Origin of the sequence: Actinoplanes ianthinogenes, from assembly GCF_018324205.1 — a bacterium.
Lineage (GTDB): Bacteria > Actinomycetota > Actinomycetes > Mycobacteriales > Micromonosporaceae > Actinoplanes > Actinoplanes ianthinogenes.
The window spans coordinates 944,678-963,664 of sequence record NZ_AP023356.1; the positions used below are offsets into that span (position 1 = coordinate 944,678).

Annotated in this window: 16 protein-coding genes; 6 read left to right on the plus strand and 10 right to left on the minus strand. The window is 72.5% G+C overall.

Translation table 11 applies throughout. From position 1 onward, the window contains the following. Positions 1 to 38: 38 nt before the first annotated feature. From Aiant_RS04340 to Aiant_RS04350, 3 genes are all read right to left on the minus strand, one after another. Positions 39 to 2,297 carry an N-acetylmuramoyl-L-alanine amidase gene (locus Aiant_RS04340; protein ID WP_189331051.1) on the minus strand — a complete coding sequence of 753 codons (2,259 nt, stop codon included), beginning with the start codon at positions 2,295 to 2,297 and terminating at the stop codon, positions 39 to 41. Positions 2,298 to 2,360: 63 nt separating this feature from the next. Further along, a complete protein-coding gene (locus tag Aiant_RS04345) occupies positions 2,361 to 4,868 on the minus strand; it encodes an FtsX-like permease family protein (protein ID WP_189331052.1) in 2,508 nt (835 codons plus the stop codon). Then, positions 4,865 to 5,632, minus strand: coding sequence for an ABC transporter ATP-binding protein (locus Aiant_RS04350; protein WP_189331053.1), 768 nt, complete (start codon positions 5,630 to 5,632; stop codon positions 4,865 to 4,867). Before Aiant_RS04350 ends, Aiant_RS04345 begins: the two co-directional genes overlap by 4 nt. A gap of 159 nt (positions 5,633 to 5,791) precedes the next feature. Here Aiant_RS04350 and Aiant_RS04355 point away from each other — a divergent pair, with 159 nt between their 5' ends. Beyond that, the gene (locus tag Aiant_RS04355; RefSeq protein ID WP_189331054.1) at positions 5,792 to 6,925 is read left to right on the plus strand and encodes a sensor histidine kinase; all 1,134 of its coding nucleotides are present in this window, start codon (positions 5,792 to 5,794) and stop codon (positions 6,923 to 6,925) included. Between the two features lie 13 nt (positions 6,926 to 6,938). Then, a complete protein-coding gene (locus Aiant_RS04360) occupies positions 6,939 to 7,577 on the plus strand; it encodes a response regulator (RefSeq protein ID WP_185044522.1) in 639 nt (212 codons plus the stop codon). A 60-nt stretch (positions 7,578 to 7,637) separates the two neighbouring features. On the opposite strand, the gene Aiant_RS04365 is transcribed toward Aiant_RS04360, so the two are convergent. After that, positions 7,638 to 8,639, minus strand: a complete 1,002-nt coding sequence (locus Aiant_RS04365) for a sulfotransferase family protein (protein WP_189331055.1) — start codon at positions 8,637 to 8,639, stop codon at positions 7,638 to 7,640. A gap of 249 nt (positions 8,640 to 8,888) precedes the next feature. After that, positions 8,889 to 9,776: a DMT family transporter gene (locus Aiant_RS04370; RefSeq protein WP_189331056.1), complete on the minus strand. Its 888-nt coding sequence runs from the start codon at positions 9,774 to 9,776 to the stop codon at positions 8,889 to 8,891. 70 nt (positions 9,777 to 9,846) lie between these two features. Between Aiant_RS04370 and Aiant_RS04375 the strand changes: the two genes are divergently transcribed. After that, a complete protein-coding gene (locus tag Aiant_RS04375) occupies positions 9,847 to 10,785 on the plus strand; it encodes a LysR family transcriptional regulator (RefSeq protein ID WP_189331057.1) in 939 nt (312 codons plus the stop codon). On the opposite strand, the gene Aiant_RS04380 is transcribed toward Aiant_RS04375, so the two are convergent. Then, the gene (locus Aiant_RS04380; protein WP_189331058.1) at positions 10,760 to 11,284 is read right to left on the minus strand and encodes a GNAT family N-acetyltransferase; all 525 of its coding nucleotides are present in this window, start codon (positions 11,282 to 11,284) and stop codon (positions 10,760 to 10,762) included. The genes Aiant_RS04375 and Aiant_RS04380 overlap by 26 nt on opposite strands. 245 nt (positions 11,285 to 11,529) lie before the next feature. Here Aiant_RS04380 and Aiant_RS04385 point away from each other — a divergent pair, with 245 nt between their 5' ends. Continuing rightward, entirely contained in the window at positions 11,530 to 13,155 is a 1,626-nt protein-coding gene (locus Aiant_RS04385; RefSeq protein ID WP_189331059.1) for a hypothetical protein, read from the plus strand. Here Aiant_RS04385 and Aiant_RS04390 read toward each other — a convergent pair. The 3 genes from Aiant_RS04390 to Aiant_RS04400 form a co-directional block, all read right to left on the minus strand. Further along, positions 13,152 to 13,820: a DUF305 domain-containing protein gene (locus Aiant_RS04390; protein WP_229830081.1), complete on the minus strand. Its 669-nt coding sequence runs from the start codon at positions 13,818 to 13,820 to the stop codon at positions 13,152 to 13,154. The genes Aiant_RS04385 and Aiant_RS04390 overlap by 4 nt on opposite strands. A 3-nt stretch (positions 13,821 to 13,823) precedes the next feature. Beyond that, on the minus strand, positions 13,824 to 14,579 hold the full coding sequence (locus tag Aiant_RS04395; protein ID WP_189331060.1) for a lytic polysaccharide monooxygenase: 756 nt from the start codon (positions 14,577 to 14,579) through the stop codon (positions 13,824 to 13,826). 104 nt (positions 14,580 to 14,683) lie between these two features. Beyond that, positions 14,684 to 15,931, minus strand: coding sequence for a peptidase C39 family protein (locus Aiant_RS04400; protein WP_189331061.1), 1,248 nt, complete (start codon positions 15,929 to 15,931; stop codon positions 14,684 to 14,686). A gap of 273 nt (positions 15,932 to 16,204) precedes the next feature. Here Aiant_RS04400 and Aiant_RS04405 point away from each other — a divergent pair, with 273 nt between their 5' ends. Both Aiant_RS04405 and Aiant_RS04410 read left to right on the plus strand, forming a co-directional pair. Then, positions 16,205 to 16,930 (plus strand): class I SAM-dependent methyltransferase, encoded by a 726-nt coding sequence (locus tag Aiant_RS04405; RefSeq protein ID WP_189331062.1) that lies wholly within the window; start codon positions 16,205 to 16,207, stop codon positions 16,928 to 16,930. Between the two features lie 88 nt (positions 16,931 to 17,018). Beyond that, positions 17,019 to 18,278, plus strand: coding sequence for a vanadium-dependent haloperoxidase (locus tag Aiant_RS04410; RefSeq protein ID WP_189331063.1), 1,260 nt, complete (start codon positions 17,019 to 17,021; stop codon positions 18,276 to 18,278). A 70-nt stretch (positions 18,279 to 18,348) separates the two neighbouring features. Here the strand turns inward: Aiant_RS04410 and Aiant_RS04415 are convergent, their stop codons facing one another. Beyond that, on the minus strand, positions 18,349 to 18,933 hold the full coding sequence (locus tag Aiant_RS04415; RefSeq protein ID WP_189331064.1) for a hypothetical protein: 585 nt from the start codon (positions 18,931 to 18,933) through the stop codon (positions 18,349 to 18,351). Positions 18,934 to 18,987 lie beyond the last annotated feature (54 nt).

Below are 18,987 nucleotides of genomic sequence, written 5' to 3' on the forward strand. Positions count from 1 at the left end.
CGCCGGTCAGGATCGGCCGCGATCGCGAACACATAAGATCATTTAACGTACGCGAGACCGTCGCTCACCACCGCCGGGCGGCCGGACGTCCCCGCGACCACGATCACGACCGTGTGCTTCTTGCTGGTCAACGCCTTGACCCAGAGCGCCTGACGGTACTTCGTCGAGCCCGACTTGGTGTCGACCGTGGCCACCTTCTTCCCGTCCAGGTACACGTAAGCCTTGCCGGTGCGCACCCCGCGGGAGAAGAGCAGCGCCGCCGACTTGCCGGTGAAGGTGTACGTCAGCTTGGCGTTCTTCTTGCTCGAGGTGAGCGCCTTGCCGCCCAGGTAGGAGCCGGACTTGCGGGCCGACCAGGTCCCGGCCTTCTTCGCCTTGGTCTCGGCGAGGTAGAGCACCGACTGCGTGGCCGAGGCGGTCCGGGCGTTGCCGGCCACGTCCCGCGCGGTGAGCGTGTAACCGACCGCGCCCGGCTTGGCGGTGGTCACCCAGCTGTTCGCGGTCCCGGCCAGGGTCGCCGCCCGCGGCCGGCTCACCGTGACCGAGGCGACCGCGAGGTTGTCCCGCGCCAGGAAGCCGACCGTGATCGGCGCCGACGTGGTGTTGTAGGTGCCGGAGCGCAGGGTCACCCCGGGCGCGGTCAGGGTCGGCGCCGTGACGTCGCCGTAGATGACGGCGCTGATCCGGGCGGTGCTGCCGGAGGTGTGCACCGCGACGATCGTCACGGTGTGCTTCCCCGGGCTGACGGCCAGCTTGACGCTGCGCGCGGCGCCGTCGAGCGGTGCACCCTTGACGCCGTCGACGTAGACGTCGATCCGGGCCAGGTCGGTCGCGGTGGTGGCCATCGTCCACGTGACGGTGGCGCCGGTGCGCACGTGCCAGGCGCCGCCGGAGTACCCGCCGCCGGTCACCGAGGTGAGCGCCATGCCGGTCACCATCAGCTGCGACTTGGCGCGGATCGCGGGCAGCCGGGAGTACAGGTTGTCGCCCGGGCAGATGGTGGCGTCCATGTCCCGGTGGCCGGACAGGCGCGGCACGGTGACCTGGGCGCCCTGCTTGAACTTGTTGTTGGTGGAGCCGGCGGTGAAGGTGGCGGTGCTGGTCGGGTTGTAGCCGTACTTGCCCAGCCGGGCCGCCGCGAGCTGCGCGATCGTCGTCTCGATGGCGTCGTTCGAGGTCGCGGTCCGGTAGTCGCCGAGCACCGCGACCGCGGCGTATCCGGTGTTGAAGCCGACCGTGTGCGCGCCGACCACCGCGTTCTCCACGCCGCCACGGCGGCCCTCGAACAGGGTGCCGCACTTGTCCAGCATGTAGTTGTAGCCCAGGTCGGACCAGCCGTTGCTCTTCACGTCGTAGATCTGGATGCTGCGCACGATGGCCGCGGACTGGTCGCAGGTGTAGGCGTTGGCGTTGGCGGTGTGCACGGTGTGGTGCACCCAGAGCGCCTTGACCTCGGTGGCCACGCTGATCGGCCCGACGATCGTCTCGTCGGCGCTCCACGCCTTCCGGGAGACGTAGGCCGGGAACTGCGCCTTGATCGGCACGGTGGAGGTCGGCGCCGGAGCGGCCGACGTCGTCGTGGCCGTGGTCGTGGTGGCCGTGGTCGTGGAGGCCGTGGTCGTGGAGGGCGCGCTCGCCGGCGTCGCCGAGGTGGACGTCGCGCTCGTGGGGGCACTCGACGGGCTCGACGAGATCTCCGACGGCTCCGTGCCCGGCGCCGGCGGGGCCGGCGAGGGCGACTCGCTCTCGCCCTCCGCGAGCACCATGCCACCGCCCTTGCCACCGGTCTCGCGACCGGGATCGATCAGGTCGAGCCGCAGCCCGTGCGGCAGGCCCCGGCCCTGGCCCTGCACCCGGGTGGCCACCCCGTCCGAGTCGCCCACCCAGAGCGGCTCGGTCCCGCCGCGCCGGGTGGACGCCGCCGCCTCCGCGCCGTCCGGCCCGCTGTCGCCGACTTCCAGCGACTGCCAGCCGGACCACTTGCCGGTGGCCGCGCTGCGGGTCTTCACCTGGATGGTGCCGTCCGGCCTGTCCGCCGGGTCCGTCCAGGTGACGCCGAGCAGGCTGAAGTGCTCGGTGTCGCGCTGCGGCACCCCGGCCCGGTCGGTCACGTCGAGAGTGTGCAGCGCGGTCTTGATCCGCGGCGGCTCGGCCCGCGGCTCGGGCGGCAGCACGGTGATCCCCGCGGCCGCCGGGTCGCTCCCCGGCGGAGAAGGCCAGGTGAGCACCGCGACACCACCGCCCGCGGCGAGCACCGCGACGGCGGCGCCCACGCCGATGGCCAGCTTCCGATTCATTGATGACCCCCGTGATCGTTCCAGCGGCGTGAGGCTACCGGATCACGATCACGGGGGTGGTGACTACTCCGTCCCCAGGGCGGTCACCGGGCTGACCCTGGCCGCCCGGCGGGCCGGCAGCACCCCGGCGAGCGCGGTCAGCGCCACCAGGATCAGGAACGCGGCGGCCAGCTGCCACACCGGGACGGCCAGCGGAGCGTTGACGCCGATCGCCTCCAGGGCCAGCCAGGCGTACGGGACGCCGAGCAGCAGGCCGAGGATGGCGCCGATCACGCCGTACAGGCTGGACTCGGCGGTGAGCATGGCCCGCAGGCCGGTCCGGGACATGCCGATCGCGCGGAGCAGGCCGGACTCGCGGACCCGCTCGACCACCGACAGCGCGGTGGTGGCGCCCACCCCGACCACGGCGATCAGCACGGTCAGGCCGATCAGGCCGAGCGCGATGGCGAGCAGCGCGGTCAGCGACGAGTCGAGCTGGTCACGCTGGTCGGCGAGGACCTCGACGGTGAAGTCCGGGTTGCCGGCGCTGACCCCGCGTATCGCCCGCAGCGCCTCGGTACGCCCGCTGTCGCCGTCGTGCGCGGCGTCGGCGAGCAGCCCGTTGACCGCCGGCCCGGCGCCGAGCGCGGTCAGGTCGGCCGGAGTCACCAGCAGCCCGGTGTGCAGCGGCGCCTCGTCGCCGAGCACCGCCACCACGGTCAGCTCGGCCTTCTTGCCCTTGTTGGTGACCTGCACCCGGTCGCCCACGCCCACCCCGGCCGACTCGGCCACGTAGTTCCCGAGCACCGCCTTGCCCGGCCCCAGGTCGTCCACCGAGCCGTGCTTGACGTCCAGGTCACGCAGCCGGGGCAGCGCGGCCATGTCCAGGTCGGTGACCGACACCTCGTCGAACGGGCCGACCTTCGCGGTGGCGATCCGCCGGTACGCCGTCACCCGGGTCAGTTCCCCGCTCGCCTTCGCCTTCTCCACGAACCCGGCGGGCAGCAGCACGCCGTCGCCGCCGCGCAGCTCGAAGTCGGCCGGCGCGGACGCGGCCAGCTCCCGGTCGCCGAGCACCCGGATCGACGCGCCGCCCACCAGCACCCCGGCGGTCAGCGTGACGCCGAGCGCGACCACCACCGACACCGCGGCGGCCCGGCGGGCGCTGCCGCCCACCCCGCCGATCGCCAGCCGGCCGACCGGGCCGAGCCGGCGCAGCGGCCAGCCGGCCACCGCCAGGACCGGCCGGACCAGCACCGGGCCGAGCGCGATCAGCGCGATGAAGGCGAGGGCGCCGGAGGCCACCACGGCGAGCAGCATCGACTCGGCGTCGTAGTTCTCCTGGTCGGGCTTCGGCAGGTTGACGAAGACGTAGCCGGCCAGGGCGGCCGCGCCGGCCAGCGGCAGCAGCCCGGCGATCCAGCGCAGCGTGCCGATGCCGGTGCGGGCACCGGTGCCGGCCGCGGCGCGCAGCGCCTCCAGCGGCGCGATCCGGGACGCGGAGACCGCGGGGGCGAGCACCGCGACCACCGAGATCACCACGGCCAGCAGGATCGTGCCGAGCGCGGGCAGCACCGGCAGGCCGGGCGACGACACCTTCCAGCCGAGCCCCCGCAGCACGGCCGGCACGGCATGTCCCACGGCCAGCGCGGCCAGCACCCCGACCGCTCCGGTGAGCAGGCCGGTCAGCGCGCCCTCGGCGGCCAGCGCGCGGAACATCGCGCCGCGCCCGGCGCCGACCGCCCGCAGCAGGGCCAGCTGGCGCATCCGCTGGGCGAACACGATCCGGAAGGTGCTGGCCGCGATCAGCCCGGCGGCCGCGACGGCGATCGCCACGAACATCCCGACCACCGCGAACACCTGGTCGATCTGGCCGGCCCGGTCCCGGGCCTCCTCGAGCCGGACGTCGGCCCCCGTGGCCACGTCCGGTCGTTCGTCCTGCTTGGCGCCGGCGAAGAGCGCCGACACCGCGGCCGAGACCCGGTCCAGGTCCGCTCCCTCGTCCAGGTCGATGTCGACCTGCTGCAGGTACGGCTCGCTGACCAGCCCGGTCACGGTGCCGGCCGGGGCGTACGCGTCATAGCCGAAGTCCTGTGGCGGCGTGACCACGCCGACCACCTTGAGCGGCACCTTCTTGCCCGACCCGGGATCGATCGTCGCGGTCGCGCCGACGTTCAGGCCGAGCAGCTGCACCGTCCGCGGCGTCACCGCGATCTCGCCGGCGGCGCTCGGGTACCGGCCCTCGGTGACGGTGACCAGGGCGAGCGGCCCGCTGCCCGGGTCGGCGGTGAGGTTCAGGTACTGCCCGCCGAGCTGCACGCCGATCCCGGTGCGGGCGGCCGTGCGGGCCACCCCGGGCACGGCGGTGACCGCGGCGAGCTGCTTGTCGGTGATCGTGCCGTTGCGGACCACCAGGTCGACCGCCGCCGGGGTGCCGCTGAGCCCGTCGAGCACGCTGCGCTCGGTGATCTGCTGGGCGAGCACGGTGGCGAAGACGACGAACGAGGCGACGAGCACGGCCAGGCCGGTGAGCAGCATCCGCGCCGGACGGCGGGCGACGCCGGCCAATTGCGTACGCAAAATGGTGTTCATCGCCCCGCCGCCAGCTGGTGCAGCGCGTCGGTGACCGACGCGATGTCGGGGTTGTGGATCTCGCCGGCCAGCTGTCCGTCGGCGAGCAGCACGACCCGGTCGGCGTAAGCGGCCGCGCCCGGGTCGTGGGTGACCATCACGATGGTCTGCCCCAGCTCCCGGGCCGAGCCGCGGAGCAGGCCCAGCACCTCGGCGCCGGACTTCGAGTCCAGGTTGCCGGTCGGCTCGTCGGCGAAGAGCACCTCGGGCCGGGAGACCAGCGCCCGGGCCAGCGCGACCCGCTGCTGCTGGCCGCCGGAGAGCTCGCTGGGCAGGTGACCGAGCCGGCCGGCCAGCCCGAGCGTGGTGACCAGGCGGTCGAGCAGCGCGGCGTCCGGCTTCTTGCCGCCCAGGTCCAGCGGCAGGGTGATGTTGCGCTCCGCGGTGAGCTGCGGGAGCAGGTTGAACGACTGGAAGACGAAGCCGATCCGCTCGCGGCGGACCTTGGTCAGCACCTTGTCGCTCTGCTTGGTCAGGTCGCTGCCGCCCAGCAGCACCTGGCCGGAGGTGGCCGTGTCCAGGCCGGCCAGGCAGTGCATCAGGGTCGACTTGCCGGACCCGGACGGGCCCATGATCGCGGTGAACCGGGCGCGCTCGAAGCCGACCGTGACCCCGTCGAGGGCGCGCACCGCGGTGTCGCCCGCGCCGTACACCTTCACCAGGTCGACGGCCGCGACCGCCGCGAGGGCGTCGCGGCCGATCGGGGGTGAGGACTGCGTCTGCATGAAAGCTCCAACCGAGCAGGGAGAAAGCTGGGAACCGGACGACGAAATACTGTTCGATCTCTCCGTCCCGCACATCGGTCCCCGGGCAGGCTCGGTGATCGGGCGGCTCTAACTTTCGGCCGATGGGGCCGGGCATCCGTACGCATACGCTTAGTCACGATGAATCGCGTTCTTCTCGGTGTCCTGCAGGTCGCCGGCCTCGGTGCGATGGCCGTGATCGGCCTCATCGACGTGTCCGCGGGGCTGACCGACAGCCCGCTGTTCGCCATTCAGGTGCTGCTCGCGATGGCGGTCGCCGCGGTCTGGCTGCCGCACTACAAGCCCGGCTCGACGCTGCTGCCGCTGGCGGCCATCGCGGTTTCCGGCGTCTCGCTGCTGGTCACCGCCGGCCTCGCCGTCTACGAGCCATACAGTGGCCTGTGGGGTCTGGCCGAGTCCGCGGCGCTGCTGGTGGTGCTGGCCCTGGTGGCCCGCAACGCGCGGCCCGACCTGGCGGTGCTGGCCCTGGTGGCGGCCGGCGCCGCGGTCAGCGTGATGCCGCTGCGGGCCGGGCACTCCACGATCTACGGCACGTTCTGCCTGGTCCAGGCGCTCGGCGCGGCCGGCGCGATCGGCCTGGGCGTGGCCCTGCGGATGATCGCGACGAACCGGCAGCGGGTGCTCGACACGGTCCGCGCCGAGCAGCGCGCCGAGTTCGCCCGTGACCTGCACGACTTCATCGCCCACCACGTCACCGGGATCGTGGTGCAGGCGCAGGGCGCCCGGTTCATCGCCGAGCAGGATCCGCAGCGGGTGCTGCTCGCCCTGGAGCAGATCGAGCAGGCCGGCACCGAGACGATGGCGTCGATGCGCCGGATGGTCGGCGTGCTGCGCGACCCGGAGCAGTCGCCGGACGCCCCGCTCGCCCCGGTCTCCGGGGTGCCCGAGCTGGTGCCGCTCGCCGAGCAGTTCACCGCGGCCGGCGGCCCACCGGCCCGGCTGCACCTGGAGGGCGATCCCTACGGGTTGCCGGTGGAGGTGTCGACCTCGGCCTACCGTGTGGTGATGGAGGCGCTGACCAACGCCCGGCAGCACGCCCCGCAGGCCACCGCGGTCGACATCTGGGTCCGCCGGGCCCGGGACCAGCTGCTCATCCGGGTGGCCAACGACGGACCGGCGCCGCGCCCGTCACTGGACCGCCCGGGGTACGGTCTGGTCGGCCTGACCGAACGGGTCCGTGCCGCCGGCGGCCGGATCGTGTCCGGGCCGGGCGTCGACGGCGGCTGGGTCGTCGACGCGGTGTTCCCGCTGTAACTGGAGTGGATCTTTGATACGAGTGTTGGTCGCCGACGACCAGGCGATGGTCCGGACCGGATTCGGCATGATCATCGGCGCGCAGCCGGACATGGAGGTGGTCGGCGAGGCCGCCGACGGCGTCGAGGCGGTGGAGCTGGCCCGCCGGCTGCGCCCGGACGTCGCGCTCTTCGACATCCGGATGCCGAAGATGGACGGCCTCCAGGCGCTGCGTCTGCTCGCCGGCCCAGGCGTCGCCGACCCGATCAAGGTGGTCGTGGTGACCACCTTCGACCTGGACGAGTACGTGCATCAGGCGCTGCGCAACGGCGCGGCCGGTTTCCTGCTCAAGGACTCCGGGCCGGCCCTGCTGGTCGAGGCGGTTCGCGCGGCGGTCTCCGGGGACGCGCTGATCAGCCCGTCGATCACGGTCCGCCTGCTGGAGCACCTGTCCCACCCGGCCCCGGCCGGCGACGACGGCGGTCTCTCCCCGCGGGAGCTGGACGTGGTGCGCCTGATCGCCCGCGGCCGCACCAACACCGAGATCGCCACCGAGCTGTTCATCTCGGTCGGCACCGTGAAGACCCACCTGGGCAGCGTCCAGTCGAAGCTCAGCCTGCGCAACCGGGTCGAGGTCGCCGCCTGGGCCTGGGAACACCGTCTCGTTTCGTGATCCCCGGTCGACGACGGCGCCCCTCGGCGGACATCGGGAGAGGCGCCGCGATCCTCGTCGTTACTCTGCCGTCTGCCGGCTGGTCAGCCGGGCGGCGACCGGTGGCTCGGCCGGCTGGACAGCCGGGCGGATCTGCGACACGATCTGCCGGGCCGCCGCCCGCGCCGGGTGCAGCCGGTGCCGGATCAGCCGGGCGCCGATCCGCATCCGGGCGCTGCGCGGGACCGGCGTCACCGGCTCGTAGCCGAAGTAGGTCAACCGGTCACCGAACGCGGCCTCGCACTGGCGCACCTCGTCCTCGGTGAGCCGGGACCGCCAGCTCTGCACCCGCTCGGTGGTGACCTCCTTGTGGGTCAGCGCGTGCCAGGTCTTGTACTCCGGCACGGCCACCGAGGCCAGCTTCTGCGGGTTGGTCATCGACGGGGCGAAGTCCTCCTCGAGGAACTCGCAGATGCCGCGCAGGTGCGGCTCCGGGTCGGCGACCAGGTCTTCGTACCGCACCTGGTGGTAGACGTCCTTCGGGTACCGCCGGGCGGCGAGCAGCGAGGCGTCGGCGGACTGGGTCCAATACCCGATCAGCTTGTCGAACTCGTTGCCGCTCCACGGGGTCTCCTTGAGGGAGGCCACGCAGTCCCGGCCGTCGCGCATGATGTTGATGATCTGCGCGTCCGGGAAGAGCCGCAGGATCGCCGGGATGTGCCGCAGGTAGAGCGGCCGCTTGTCGCCCCACCGCGGCTTGCCGAACCGCTCCGCGTAGTTCTTGAACACGATCCCGATGCCGGAGCCGAGGGTGGGTGGCGCGGCGACGACCGACTCCACCGTCTCGTCGCGGTCCAGACCGAGGTCGTCGAACTGGTCCGTCGACACGATGAACTCGCCCAGCCTGCGGCGGTTCGCGGCGTCGTTCAGGTCGCCGAAGGTCTGGCGATCGGTGTATGCCGCCAGCAGGAACCGGGTCTCCGGCGGAAGCGCGATCCGCGGGTGCGCGTGCAGCATGAGCTGCAACATCGTGGTGCCGGACCGCGGGCACCCGACGACGAAAATCGGCCGGTCAGTTGGCATGGCGACCACCGTAGGTGAGGCCCACTGGGTTTGTCCGCCCCAGCGCAGTCATGTCGCTCCTCTCCTCGTCCCCCCACGATCTTGAAGACTTCGCAAAGATTTCGCAAAGTCCCGGTGGCGGCAAGAGGTGAGAGCTGTGGCCGGGCTGTGAAATGACTGGCAACTTTCCTGAACTCTCATCATGAGCAGCGTCCGGCCCACGACGGATGCCGTTGGACCGGATCATCACTCGGTCGGGGGGCGGCCATCCTAACCCGCGTTCACCGGAATTTCCGCGCGGGATCGGGCAGGTCGGGTGGACAACCAGCAACCGGTCACGATCAGCAGAAAACCGGCCACCGTCCCCGGCCCGACCGGCTCACGCAGCAGGGCCACTCCGAGCAGCGCGGCCACCACCGGGTTCACGTAGGTGACCAGACCGGCCCGGTTCGACCCGGCCAGACCGATCAGCCGGTAGAAGGCCAGCATGGCCAGGGCGGTGCAGAGCAGGCCGAGCGCGGCCAGCGCCAGCCACGAGCCGGCGCCCACCTGGCCGGGATCGGCCGGCAGGGCGAACACGGCGAACGGGATCAGCGCCACGGTGCTGATCGAGGTGGTGGCGGCGGTCAGCGCGTCCGGCGGCACGTCGGCCAGGTGCTGCTGGACCAGTTTGGTGGCGTACGCGTAACTGAGCGCCGCGAGCAGCACCATCCCGGCGCCGAGCATCCCCCACCGGTCCCCCGAGACGTCCAGCCCGACCAGCACCACCACGCCGGCGAACCCGGTCACCAGGCCGGCCGTGCGGATCCCGGTGATCGGCTCGCTGCGCGCCATCAGCAGCGCGATCACCGCCGGCTCGATCGCGATCAGGATCCCGGTCAGCGACGAGCTGATGTGCTGCTCGCCGTAGGTGATCAGCAGGAACGGGCCGACGATGTGCACCGCGGCGAGCACCGTGACCACCCGCATCCGGCCGCGCAGCGCGCTGAGCGAGCCGCGCAGCAGCGCCACCGGGATCAGCACCGCCGCCGCGATGGCGCATCGGCCGGCCACCACCAGCATCGGCGACAGATCGTCGATGGCGATCTTGATGAGGAAGTAGGGGATGCCCCACAGGACCGAGACGAGGACGAAGAGGAGCCAGGCACGACGATTCACGCCTTCAGCCTCGCGTCGTAGGGTAGTAAGCGGTAGTGGTGACTTGCTGATGCCGTGTTAAGGAGAACTGATGATCGACTCCCGTCGGCTCCAGGTGCTCTCCGAGGTGGCCCGGCACGGCAGCTTCAACCGCGCGGCCGCCGAGCTGCGGCTCACCCCGTCCGCGGTGTCCCAGCAGATCAGCGCCCTGGAGCGGAGTCTGGGCACGCCGGTGGTGCGGCGCAGCACCCGCGGTGTCGAGCTGACCGAGGCCGGCCTGGTGCTGATCGACGCCGCCGAGGCGATCAGCGCCGAGCTGCTCACCGCCCAGCGCGAGATCGACCGGCTGGCCACCGCGCGCACCGAGCGGCTCACCGTGGCCACCTTCACCAGCGGCGGCCAGCGGCTGCTGCCGGCCGCGCTGACCAGGTTCGCCGCGGCCCACCCGGGGGTCGAGCTCACGGTGATCGAGAGCGAGCCGGAGGACAGCCTGCCGCTGGTCCGCTCCGGGGCGGCCGACCTGGCCCTGGCCTACCACTTCGACGGCCCGCCACCGGTGACCGAGGGCGACCGGTCCGGTCTGGTCTGGACGCCGGTGCTGCGCGACCCGATGTGGATGGTGCTGCCGTCCGGTCATCCGCTGGCCGGCGCCGCCTCGCTGGCCCTCGGCGAGTTGGCCGCCGAGCGCTGGGTGCTCGGCTGTCTGGGCCAGGGCGACCTGCTGGAGCACTACGCGGCGCTGGCCGGGTTCGCGGTGCGCACCGCCTGCCGGGGCACCGACTACCAGTTCGCCCAGTCGCTGGTCCGGGCCGGGGTGGGGGTCAGCATGATCCCCGAGGTGGCGCTGGCCACCGATCCGGCCGGCCTGGTCGCCGTGCCGATGCGCCCGCCCGGCCCGTGCCGGTTCGTCGGTGTCGCGCTCCCCCGCCGCCGGCCCGCCGGCCTGGCCCGGGCGCTGCTGGCCACGCTTCAGGAGGCGGTCGGCTCGCTCCCGCCGAACCCGCTCACAGGTCGATCCAGTACCGCTTGAGGCTGCCCAGCTCGGTCTCCCGGACGTCCTCCAGCACCCCGCCGTGCCGTTCGATGGTCCGTGCCGACGCCTCGTTGGTCACGTTGCAGGTGATCAGCACGCGGCTCAGGCCCCGCTCCCGGGCCGTGCCGAGCATCTCCCCCAGCGCCCAGGAGGCCAGCCCGCGGCGGCGGGCCGACGGCCGTACGCCGTACCCGATGTGGCCGCCGGCGCGCAGCAGGAACTCGTTCAACTCGTGGCGCAGCGCGATCGCGCCGAGGTAGCGGTCGCCCTCGACGATCCACCGGAACGTGCAGTGCACCCAGCCCTCCGGCGCCGGCACGCGGTGGTCCGCGGCCGTCACCAGGCCGTCCACCCAGGCGGCGAACTGCTCGGGAGTGTCCAGCTCGACCCCGGGCCGCAGCCCGGCGCCGTCCTGGTGCACGCCGGCGCCCCACTCGTCCCGGGACTCCAGCCAGCTCTCGCGCAGCCGCACGGTCGGAATGATCAACTCAGGCATGCCGCGACCCTATCGGAGGTGTCGGTCACGAACGGCGACCGACCGTCCGGACTTGTCGGTGGGCTCCGCTAACCTCGTCCCCTCGCACGCATACGGGGGGATGGATGGATCCGACACCGCAGCCGGGGATGCCGACCTGGGGTCCACCCGCGCCACCCGCGCCGTCGGGGTGGGGGCCGCCCGCGCCACCGCCGCCGGCGCCGGCGGGGTGGGGGCCGCCCGTGATGCCGCCGGGTGCTCCCCCGGTGGCCGCACCGGTCAAGCCGCGCCGGTGGCTCACCCTCTCCGCGATCGCGGTGGTCCTGATCCTGGTGGTCGGCGGCGTCGTCCTGTTCGTCACGCGTGACAAGACCGGCGCGGACGCGGTCGGGGCGGCCTCCGACCGGCTCTACGACCAGTCCGCGGTCGCGGTCGACATCTCGTACGCCAACCCGGACGGCGAGTCGATCAGCGGCAGCTTCACGCTCGACGACGACCTGCACGCCACCGGCACCATCACCGATCCGCTGGCCGGCAGCGCCGAGCTGGTGGAGTACACGGCGTATTCGGCCGTCCGCGGTGACGTCGACTGGTGGTCGCGGCGCGACGCCGACCAGGCCCGCACCCTGCAGAAACAATGGATCGACCCGACCGTCGCCCCGTTCCCGGTGGAGATCACCGGCAACTTCGGGCCGACCGCCCTGGGCGCGTTCCTGCTCGACGTGCAGGACCACGGCACCGAGATCGCGGTCGACGAGCCGTTCCGCGGCCGGCGGGTCACCGGCATGACGTGGGAGGGCTGGACGGTCCTGGTCACCGTGGAGTCGCCGCAGCGGCTCGTCTGGTTCGGCGGCCCGATCAGCAAGGACGGCCCGTTCAAGCCGGCCGACGACCCGTTCCCGCCGGTGAAACCGTCCTCGATCAGCGTCACCGTCGACGACGCCCCGGAGGACGCCGCGCAGGCCGTCCAGCGGGAGGTCGCCGCGGTCATCCCGGAGGCCGCCAAGTCCGGCAGCGGCGCCGCCCCGAAAAAGCCACCCGCTCAGGGGTCCACCTTCGTGCCGCCCGGCAAGGGCGGCCCCTCCGCCGCGCTGGCCGACCGGCTCCGTTCCCGGGGCATCGAGATCACCACAGCGTTGTCGCTGGACAGCGGCCACGGAGAGCAGACAACCATCGCCTACCGGGCCCTCGACGTGATGTCCGCCCGGCCCGGCTTCCAGGCCGACGACGTGCTCACCGCCGTCGAGAACACGTACCGCCGGGGTCTGCTGCCCGAGTTGCAGACCCTGACCCAGTCCGGCCGCCTGGACAATCCGCAGGACCTCACCGACACGCTGAACCACCTCGACTTCGAGCACGACATCGGCGCGGCGCCGTCCCAGCGGGACAAGGGTCAGGTGGGTTACCGGCACGAGGTCGAACTCGCGGCGACCACGCTGCGCGCCGACCCGCAGGCCCGGGTCCTGCTCAACGGCGTCAAGCAGGCCGGCGGCCGGAGATACCACGTCGATCTGCTGGTCGAGCGGACCGCCGGGACCGAGGCGATCCAGGTCAAGACGGTCTCCGACGACCAGCTGATCGCCAACCTGGGCAGCGCGCTGCGGCAGCTCAACGGGCGCAACCGGGACGCGGCCACCGAGCAGGCGCCGCCCGGCAGCAAGCGGATCGCGCAGATCTACCTGGAGCCGGCCGCCGGCCCGGTGCACGCGGCCGACCGGGCCGGCCTGGAGCGCGTGCTCGGCGGGAGCGACCGGAACACCGTGCTGAGCGACTGGTGCGTGAGCGGCGCGGCCCAGGCCGACGAGGTGCGCATCGTCAACCAGCTCGGCGTCCAGCAGTGGACGAAAGACCAGATGACCGCCCTGCTCGGCGCCACCGGGCAGTGCGGTTAGGCGGCCAGTTTGAGGAGGCGCTGGATCTGGCCCTGCCGGGTGGTGACCATCTGCTCGGCGAGGCTCTTGGCGGGTGGGTAACCACCCGCCGAGGCTTCCATCCGCAGCGTCTCCATGCCGTTGTGCAGGTTGCCGAGGAGCAGGCTCACCGCGGTGCGGTCGAAGTCGGCGCCCTGGGCGGCCTCCAGCTCGGCGAAGTCGGCGGGGCGCAGCGCGTGCAGGTCGCCGTGGCCGGCGTGCGCTCCGGCCGACGGGTCGGCGGTGACCGGTTGTGACCAGCCCAGCAGCCAGCGCTGCATGGTGCCGCCCTCGGTCTTCCACTGCTCGCGCAGCTCGGCGGCGACCGCTCGGATGTCGCTGTTGCCGGCGCGCTGCTCGGCGAGGGCGGCCACCTTCTCGCCCTCGGCGATCTGGGCGAGGCCCATCTGGAGGAACATCACGTCGACCTCGGTGACGGCGGCCGAGGCGTCCACGGCCGCCGGGGCGGGTGGCGGCGGCGCGGCGGGGGCGTCGGCGCAACCGGCGGGCAGGGCGGCTACCACGGACAGCAGGATCGCGGCCAGGGCGCGCTGCGGGCGTACCGAAAGAATCGAGGCGGCCCGCGACCGGGAGCGGGCCGAGACGGCCCGGCGAACCGGGCCGTTCGGGTCCATCGGGGAAGACATGGCTTACAGCGCGGTCCACAGGGCGGGGACGTTCGGCGGCTCCCAGCCGTTGATCGCGGTGTGCGCCTGCCGGCACTGGTACGACTTGCCGGCGTAGGTGACCTTGTCGCCCACCTTGTACGCGGTCCCGGCAGCCCAGGTCGTGGTGCCCGAGGTGGCGGTCGGCGTGGGGGTCGGCGAGCTGGTCGGCGTGACCGTGGGTGACGGCGTCGGGGTGGTCGGCGTTGGGGTCGGGGTCGACCCGCCGCCACCGATGTTCAGGTCGACGCAGGAGTAGAACGCGTTGACCGTGTCGGCGATGTTCCACCGGGCCAGCACGGTCTGCCGTCCGGTGAAGCCCTTCATGTTCACCGTGTGCGACTTGGTCGCCCCGGGCTGCGCGCCACCGTCGTTGAAGGACGCCAGCAGCGTGTTGCCGATGAAGTATTCCCAGGTCGCGGTGGAGTGCCGCGCGGTGATCACCCAGTTGAAGGTCACGCTCTGGCCGACGGTGGCAGCCGGCCAGGACTTGCTGTTGTCGTTGAGCACGGTGAAACGGCTGCCGCCTCCGTTGCACTGTGTCGACCCCTTCGGGGCCTCGACGCTCTGCGGTTCGTAAACGATGTCGCCGCAGCCGGAGACCGCGCCGCTGGCGCAGTTGGCCTGACGGCTGGGCGGGGACGAGATGTAGCCGTGCGCGAACGCCGGGGTGGCGGCCACGAACAGCGACCCGGTGACCGCCGCGACGGTCAGCGCGGGCAGGGTGAATCGACGTCTCATCAGGGGCTCCTTGTTGAGAGATGAGGGGACGACGTGTTCACCAACGTAAATGAAGTGTTCTTAACAGTAAACACTGTTAAGGAATCTTTAGGGCAGTGGATCTTTCACCAGTTTTCGGACCCGGCCACCCTCGGCCACGGCTTCCACCAGGGCTTGATCAGGTACGCGACGCCGCCGGAGCCCCCGGCCACGCTGCCGTCCGCCCGGTGCCGCTTGGTGCGCCGCCAGACCTGCTCGAACTGGGCTCGCCGATAGACGTGGCGGACCGCGTCGTTCGAGGGCGACGCCGGGTCGTTCACGATCACGTCACCGTCCGCGGTGAAGCCGATGATCACCATGAGGTGCCCGGCGGTGCCGTAGGTCGCCCCGTCCAGCTCGGCGGCCAGGAACGACTGCGAGGTGATCACCGGGATGCCGGCCGCGACGAACCGCTCGGCCTCGTCCAGGGAGTGCAGCCGGGTGACGATCCCGGTCAGGCCGTAGGTCGCCGCGTAAGCCGTGTTGAACGGCCAGTTGCCGGCGCCCTCGTACTGGTGGTCGTAGGTGGAGCGGGCGGCGTGGCCGACCTGGGACAGCTCGGCCGCGCCCGGATTCCTGCCCCAGTACTCCAGCACCATCGTGGTCGACGCCGGGGAGCACCAGGCCTCGCCGCCGCCGTACTCCGGGTACTCACCCACGTGGATGTTCTGCGAGCGCCTCGGGACGGCCAGCTCCCGGCCCCACGCGATGCGCCCGGCGCTCGGCGCCACCTCGAACCGGTCCGGGACGAACGAGGTCATCGCCCCGAGCTCGCGCACCCTGGGCAGCGCGCGCGACCCCGGTGCGCGATAGAGCGTCAGCCGCAGCTGGTAGTCGGCGAGCAGCACGCCCTTGGCCGGGTCGTCGACCGAGAAGGTGTCCGTCCGGATCGACGAGTAGGGGTCGCCCTGCCCGTCGACCGAGGTGCGCTTGATGTCGCCGTCGCCGGAGGCCCAGCGGCCCATCACGAACCACGGTGTCGGCTCGCCGTTGGTGTAGGTGCCGCGCATCTCCACCTGGAGCCAGGTGCCCGCCGGGGTGTCGGCGTTCCAGGAGGCGACCAGCTCGGACGCGCCGTATCCGATGGTTTGGACCGGGGCCGTCCAGGTCGCGTACTCCCAGGTCCGCGTCGTGCCGGTGTGCGGGTCGGCGTAGTCGGTGGTGCCGGCGGGCCGGCCGATGGTGACCGCGGACGCCGGGAGGCCGGGCAGCGGCACGGTGCCCGCGCGCTCGCCGCGCAGCCAGTCCGGCAGGGTGGACCAGCGCCGGTAGGTGATCTGTTCGTCGTGCGTCGCCGGCCCCGCGCCGGGCACGGGGGTGACCCTACGTGCCATGAACCCTCCCTCGTTGCGAAGCAGATTGTCGCTACACTCTGCGCTCTTGAAGGAAACTTTCAGCGCCGTAACCCCGGGGCTGGTCCTGAGCGCCCTATCCAGGCTCGCGATAGGACCACCAGGACCAGCCCGTTGAGCTCGGCTGGCCCCCGGGGCCCTCTGCGGGCTTCCGATAGGGCCACCAGGACCAGCCCGTTGAGCTCGGCTGGTCCCCGTGGCCCTCTGCGGGCTTCCGATAGGGCCACCAGGACCAGCCCGGTTAACCTCGGCGGCGTGATCGACTACGACGGCGAGGCCGCGGACTACGACCGGACGCGAGGCGGCGAGCCGCGAGCGATTGCCGCGGCTCAGGCCGTCTCGGCCCTACTTCCAGCTTCGGTACGGACGGTGGCTGACGTCGCGTGCGGGACCGGGATCGTGACCGCTCACCTGGTGGCTCCGGGGCGGCTGGTGACCGGATTTGATCGTACGAAAGGGATGCTGGACAAGGCCGCGTCGCGCCTGCCCGGACGGCTGGCGCGGGCCGATGCCACCGCATTGCCGCTGCTAGCGGCGTCGGTCGACGCCGTCGTGCTGATCTGGCTGCTGCACCTGCTGCCGGACGCCGCGCCGGTGATCGCCGAGGCAGCCCGGGTGCTGCGCCCGGGCGGCGTGCTGATCACCACGGTGGACAAGGACGAGGCGCCGTTCGGGCCGGCCAGCGACCTGGCGACGGCGACCGCGCCGTTCCGCGCCCGGCATGCGGCCCGGACCGACGACCGGGACCGGGTGATCGCGCTCGGTGCGGCGCACGGTCTGCGGGTGGTCGGCGAGAACGGATTCCCCGGCCTCGGGCAGGGACGGACGCCGGCCCGGTGGCTCGCCGCCGCGGAACAGGGCCGCCTGCGCTGGTCCCCGCCCACCGAACTCGACGCGGTCCGGCACGCCCTCACCGCACTGCCCGGCCGGCGGGTCCCCCGCCCGGACCCGTGGTACCGCCTGCTCGCCCTGGGGCGATAGATCGACAAACCTGTCGATGGAGTCTTGTGTGGACGATGACCGCCCACCAAGGTGGGTTCATCGACAGCTGCCAACCCCGGGGGAATTGATGGCGTACCGTCGCCTGCCCGCTCTGACCGCAACCGTGACTCTGGCCCTGACCACCGCATTCGTGCCCGGCCCGGCGCAGGCCGCGCCGACCGGCCCGAACGCGGTGGTGATCTGGAACCTGAACGCACAGAACGAGATCTACGAGGTGGCGAAGCAGTCGCCCGCCACCGCGGCACGCAGTTTCGCCATGGTGCAGGGCGCCGTCTACGACGCCGTGAACGCGATCGCCGGCACACCCTACGAGCCGTATCTGACCGCGCCGAAGTCCCGGCGCGGCTACTCGGCCGACGCCGCGGTGGCCGCGGCCGCCTCCGGCGTGCTGCTGTCGCTCTTCCCGCAGCAGGCCGCGACCGTGCGGGACCAGTACGACGCGGCGCTCGCGGCGATCCCGGACGGCTGGGCCGAGCGGGGCGGTGTCGAGGTCGGCCGGCAGGCCGCCGAGGCGATGATCGCGGCCCGGACCGGTGACGGCGCCTTCGACACCGACACCTGGAACGTCGGCACGGCGCCGGGTCAGTGGCGGCCCACCCCGCCGACGAACGTGCAGGACGGCGCGTGGTTCGCCGACCTGAAGCCGTTCGTGATCCCGGACGCGGCGATGTTCCGGACCGCCGGGCCGCCGGCGCTGACCAGCGCGAAGTACGCCAAGGACCTGAACGAGGTCAAGGCGATCGGCGGGGCCACGAGCACGGTCCGGACCACCGACCAGACGCAGGCCGCGATCTGGTGGCACGACCGGCGGCTCACCGAGTGGGCGATGAAGCGGCAGCTCGCCGAGACGCGGCACCTGAGCACGCTCCAGACCGCCCGGATGTTCGCGATGATCGACATCACCAACGTCGACGCGCTGATCGCCTGCTACAACGAGAAGAAATACTGGAACTTCTGGCGACCGGTCACCGCCGTGCAGGAGGCGGACAACGACGGGAACCCGGCCACCAGCGGCGATCCGAGCTGGATGCCGCTGCTGGTGACGCCGCCGTTCCCGGACTACACCTCCGGGCACACCTGTTCGTTCTCCGCGCTGACCCTGACCTGGCAGCGGTTCTTCGGGCGGGACGACATCCCGATGAGCGCGTACAGCTCGGATTCCGGGACCACGCGGTCGTTCGACAGTTTCTCGTCGGCGCTGGCCGAGGTGGTCGAGGCACGGATCTGGGGCGGCGTCCACTTCCGCAGCGCGGATGTGGAGGGCGTCCGGATCGGCTTCGGTACGGCCCGGTACGTCCTGGCCCGGGAATTCCGCCCGCGCCACTAGCCGTTGCCGGCACGCCGCGCCCGGCCATCGGATGGCTGGGCGCGGTGCTTTTCCGGGGGCCGCACGGGGCTCAGTCGGTAGGGCGGCGGCGCCGCTCGATGTCCAGGTGCACCTCCGGGTCCCACCTGGACGCGTCCCAGTCGTCGCTGGTGACGACGGGCTTGCGGCGGCCGCCCAGGTCGGGCCGGCCGGTGTGCCGGCGCGCCCGGGCGCGGGTGGTCAGCACGCCGGTGAGGAGAGCCGCCCAGGCGCCCAGCTGGAGTGCGGCGAGCACCAGCGCCGGAGCGGTCAGCAGGTGGCTCAGCGCGATCAGGACGGCGGCGGCCAGCAGGCCGCCGTAACCGGCGGCGCCGGGGCCGCCGGGGACGGCCCGGTGTGCGCTGACGGCCCAGACGATCGTGGAGACGAGCAGGCCGACCACGCAGATCACCAAGGCCGAGCCGAGGACCAGGTCGATGATGGCGAAGGACGCCCGGGTGCCCAGCGAGAGCGGGTCGGCGACGCCGCTGCGGAGGGCGGCCACCCCGGCCAGGATGAGCACGGTCGTCAGCACCGAGACCACGAGGTAGGCCACGCTGAAGCGGATCACCCGGCGGGTGGCCAGGGAGAAGGTCTCCAGCCGGCCCTCGTGCGGCGGCAGGTGTTCGAAACTCATGGTGGCTCCCCGGTCGGTCGAGACGCAGGATCGACCGAGGAGTCTACGGGCGTG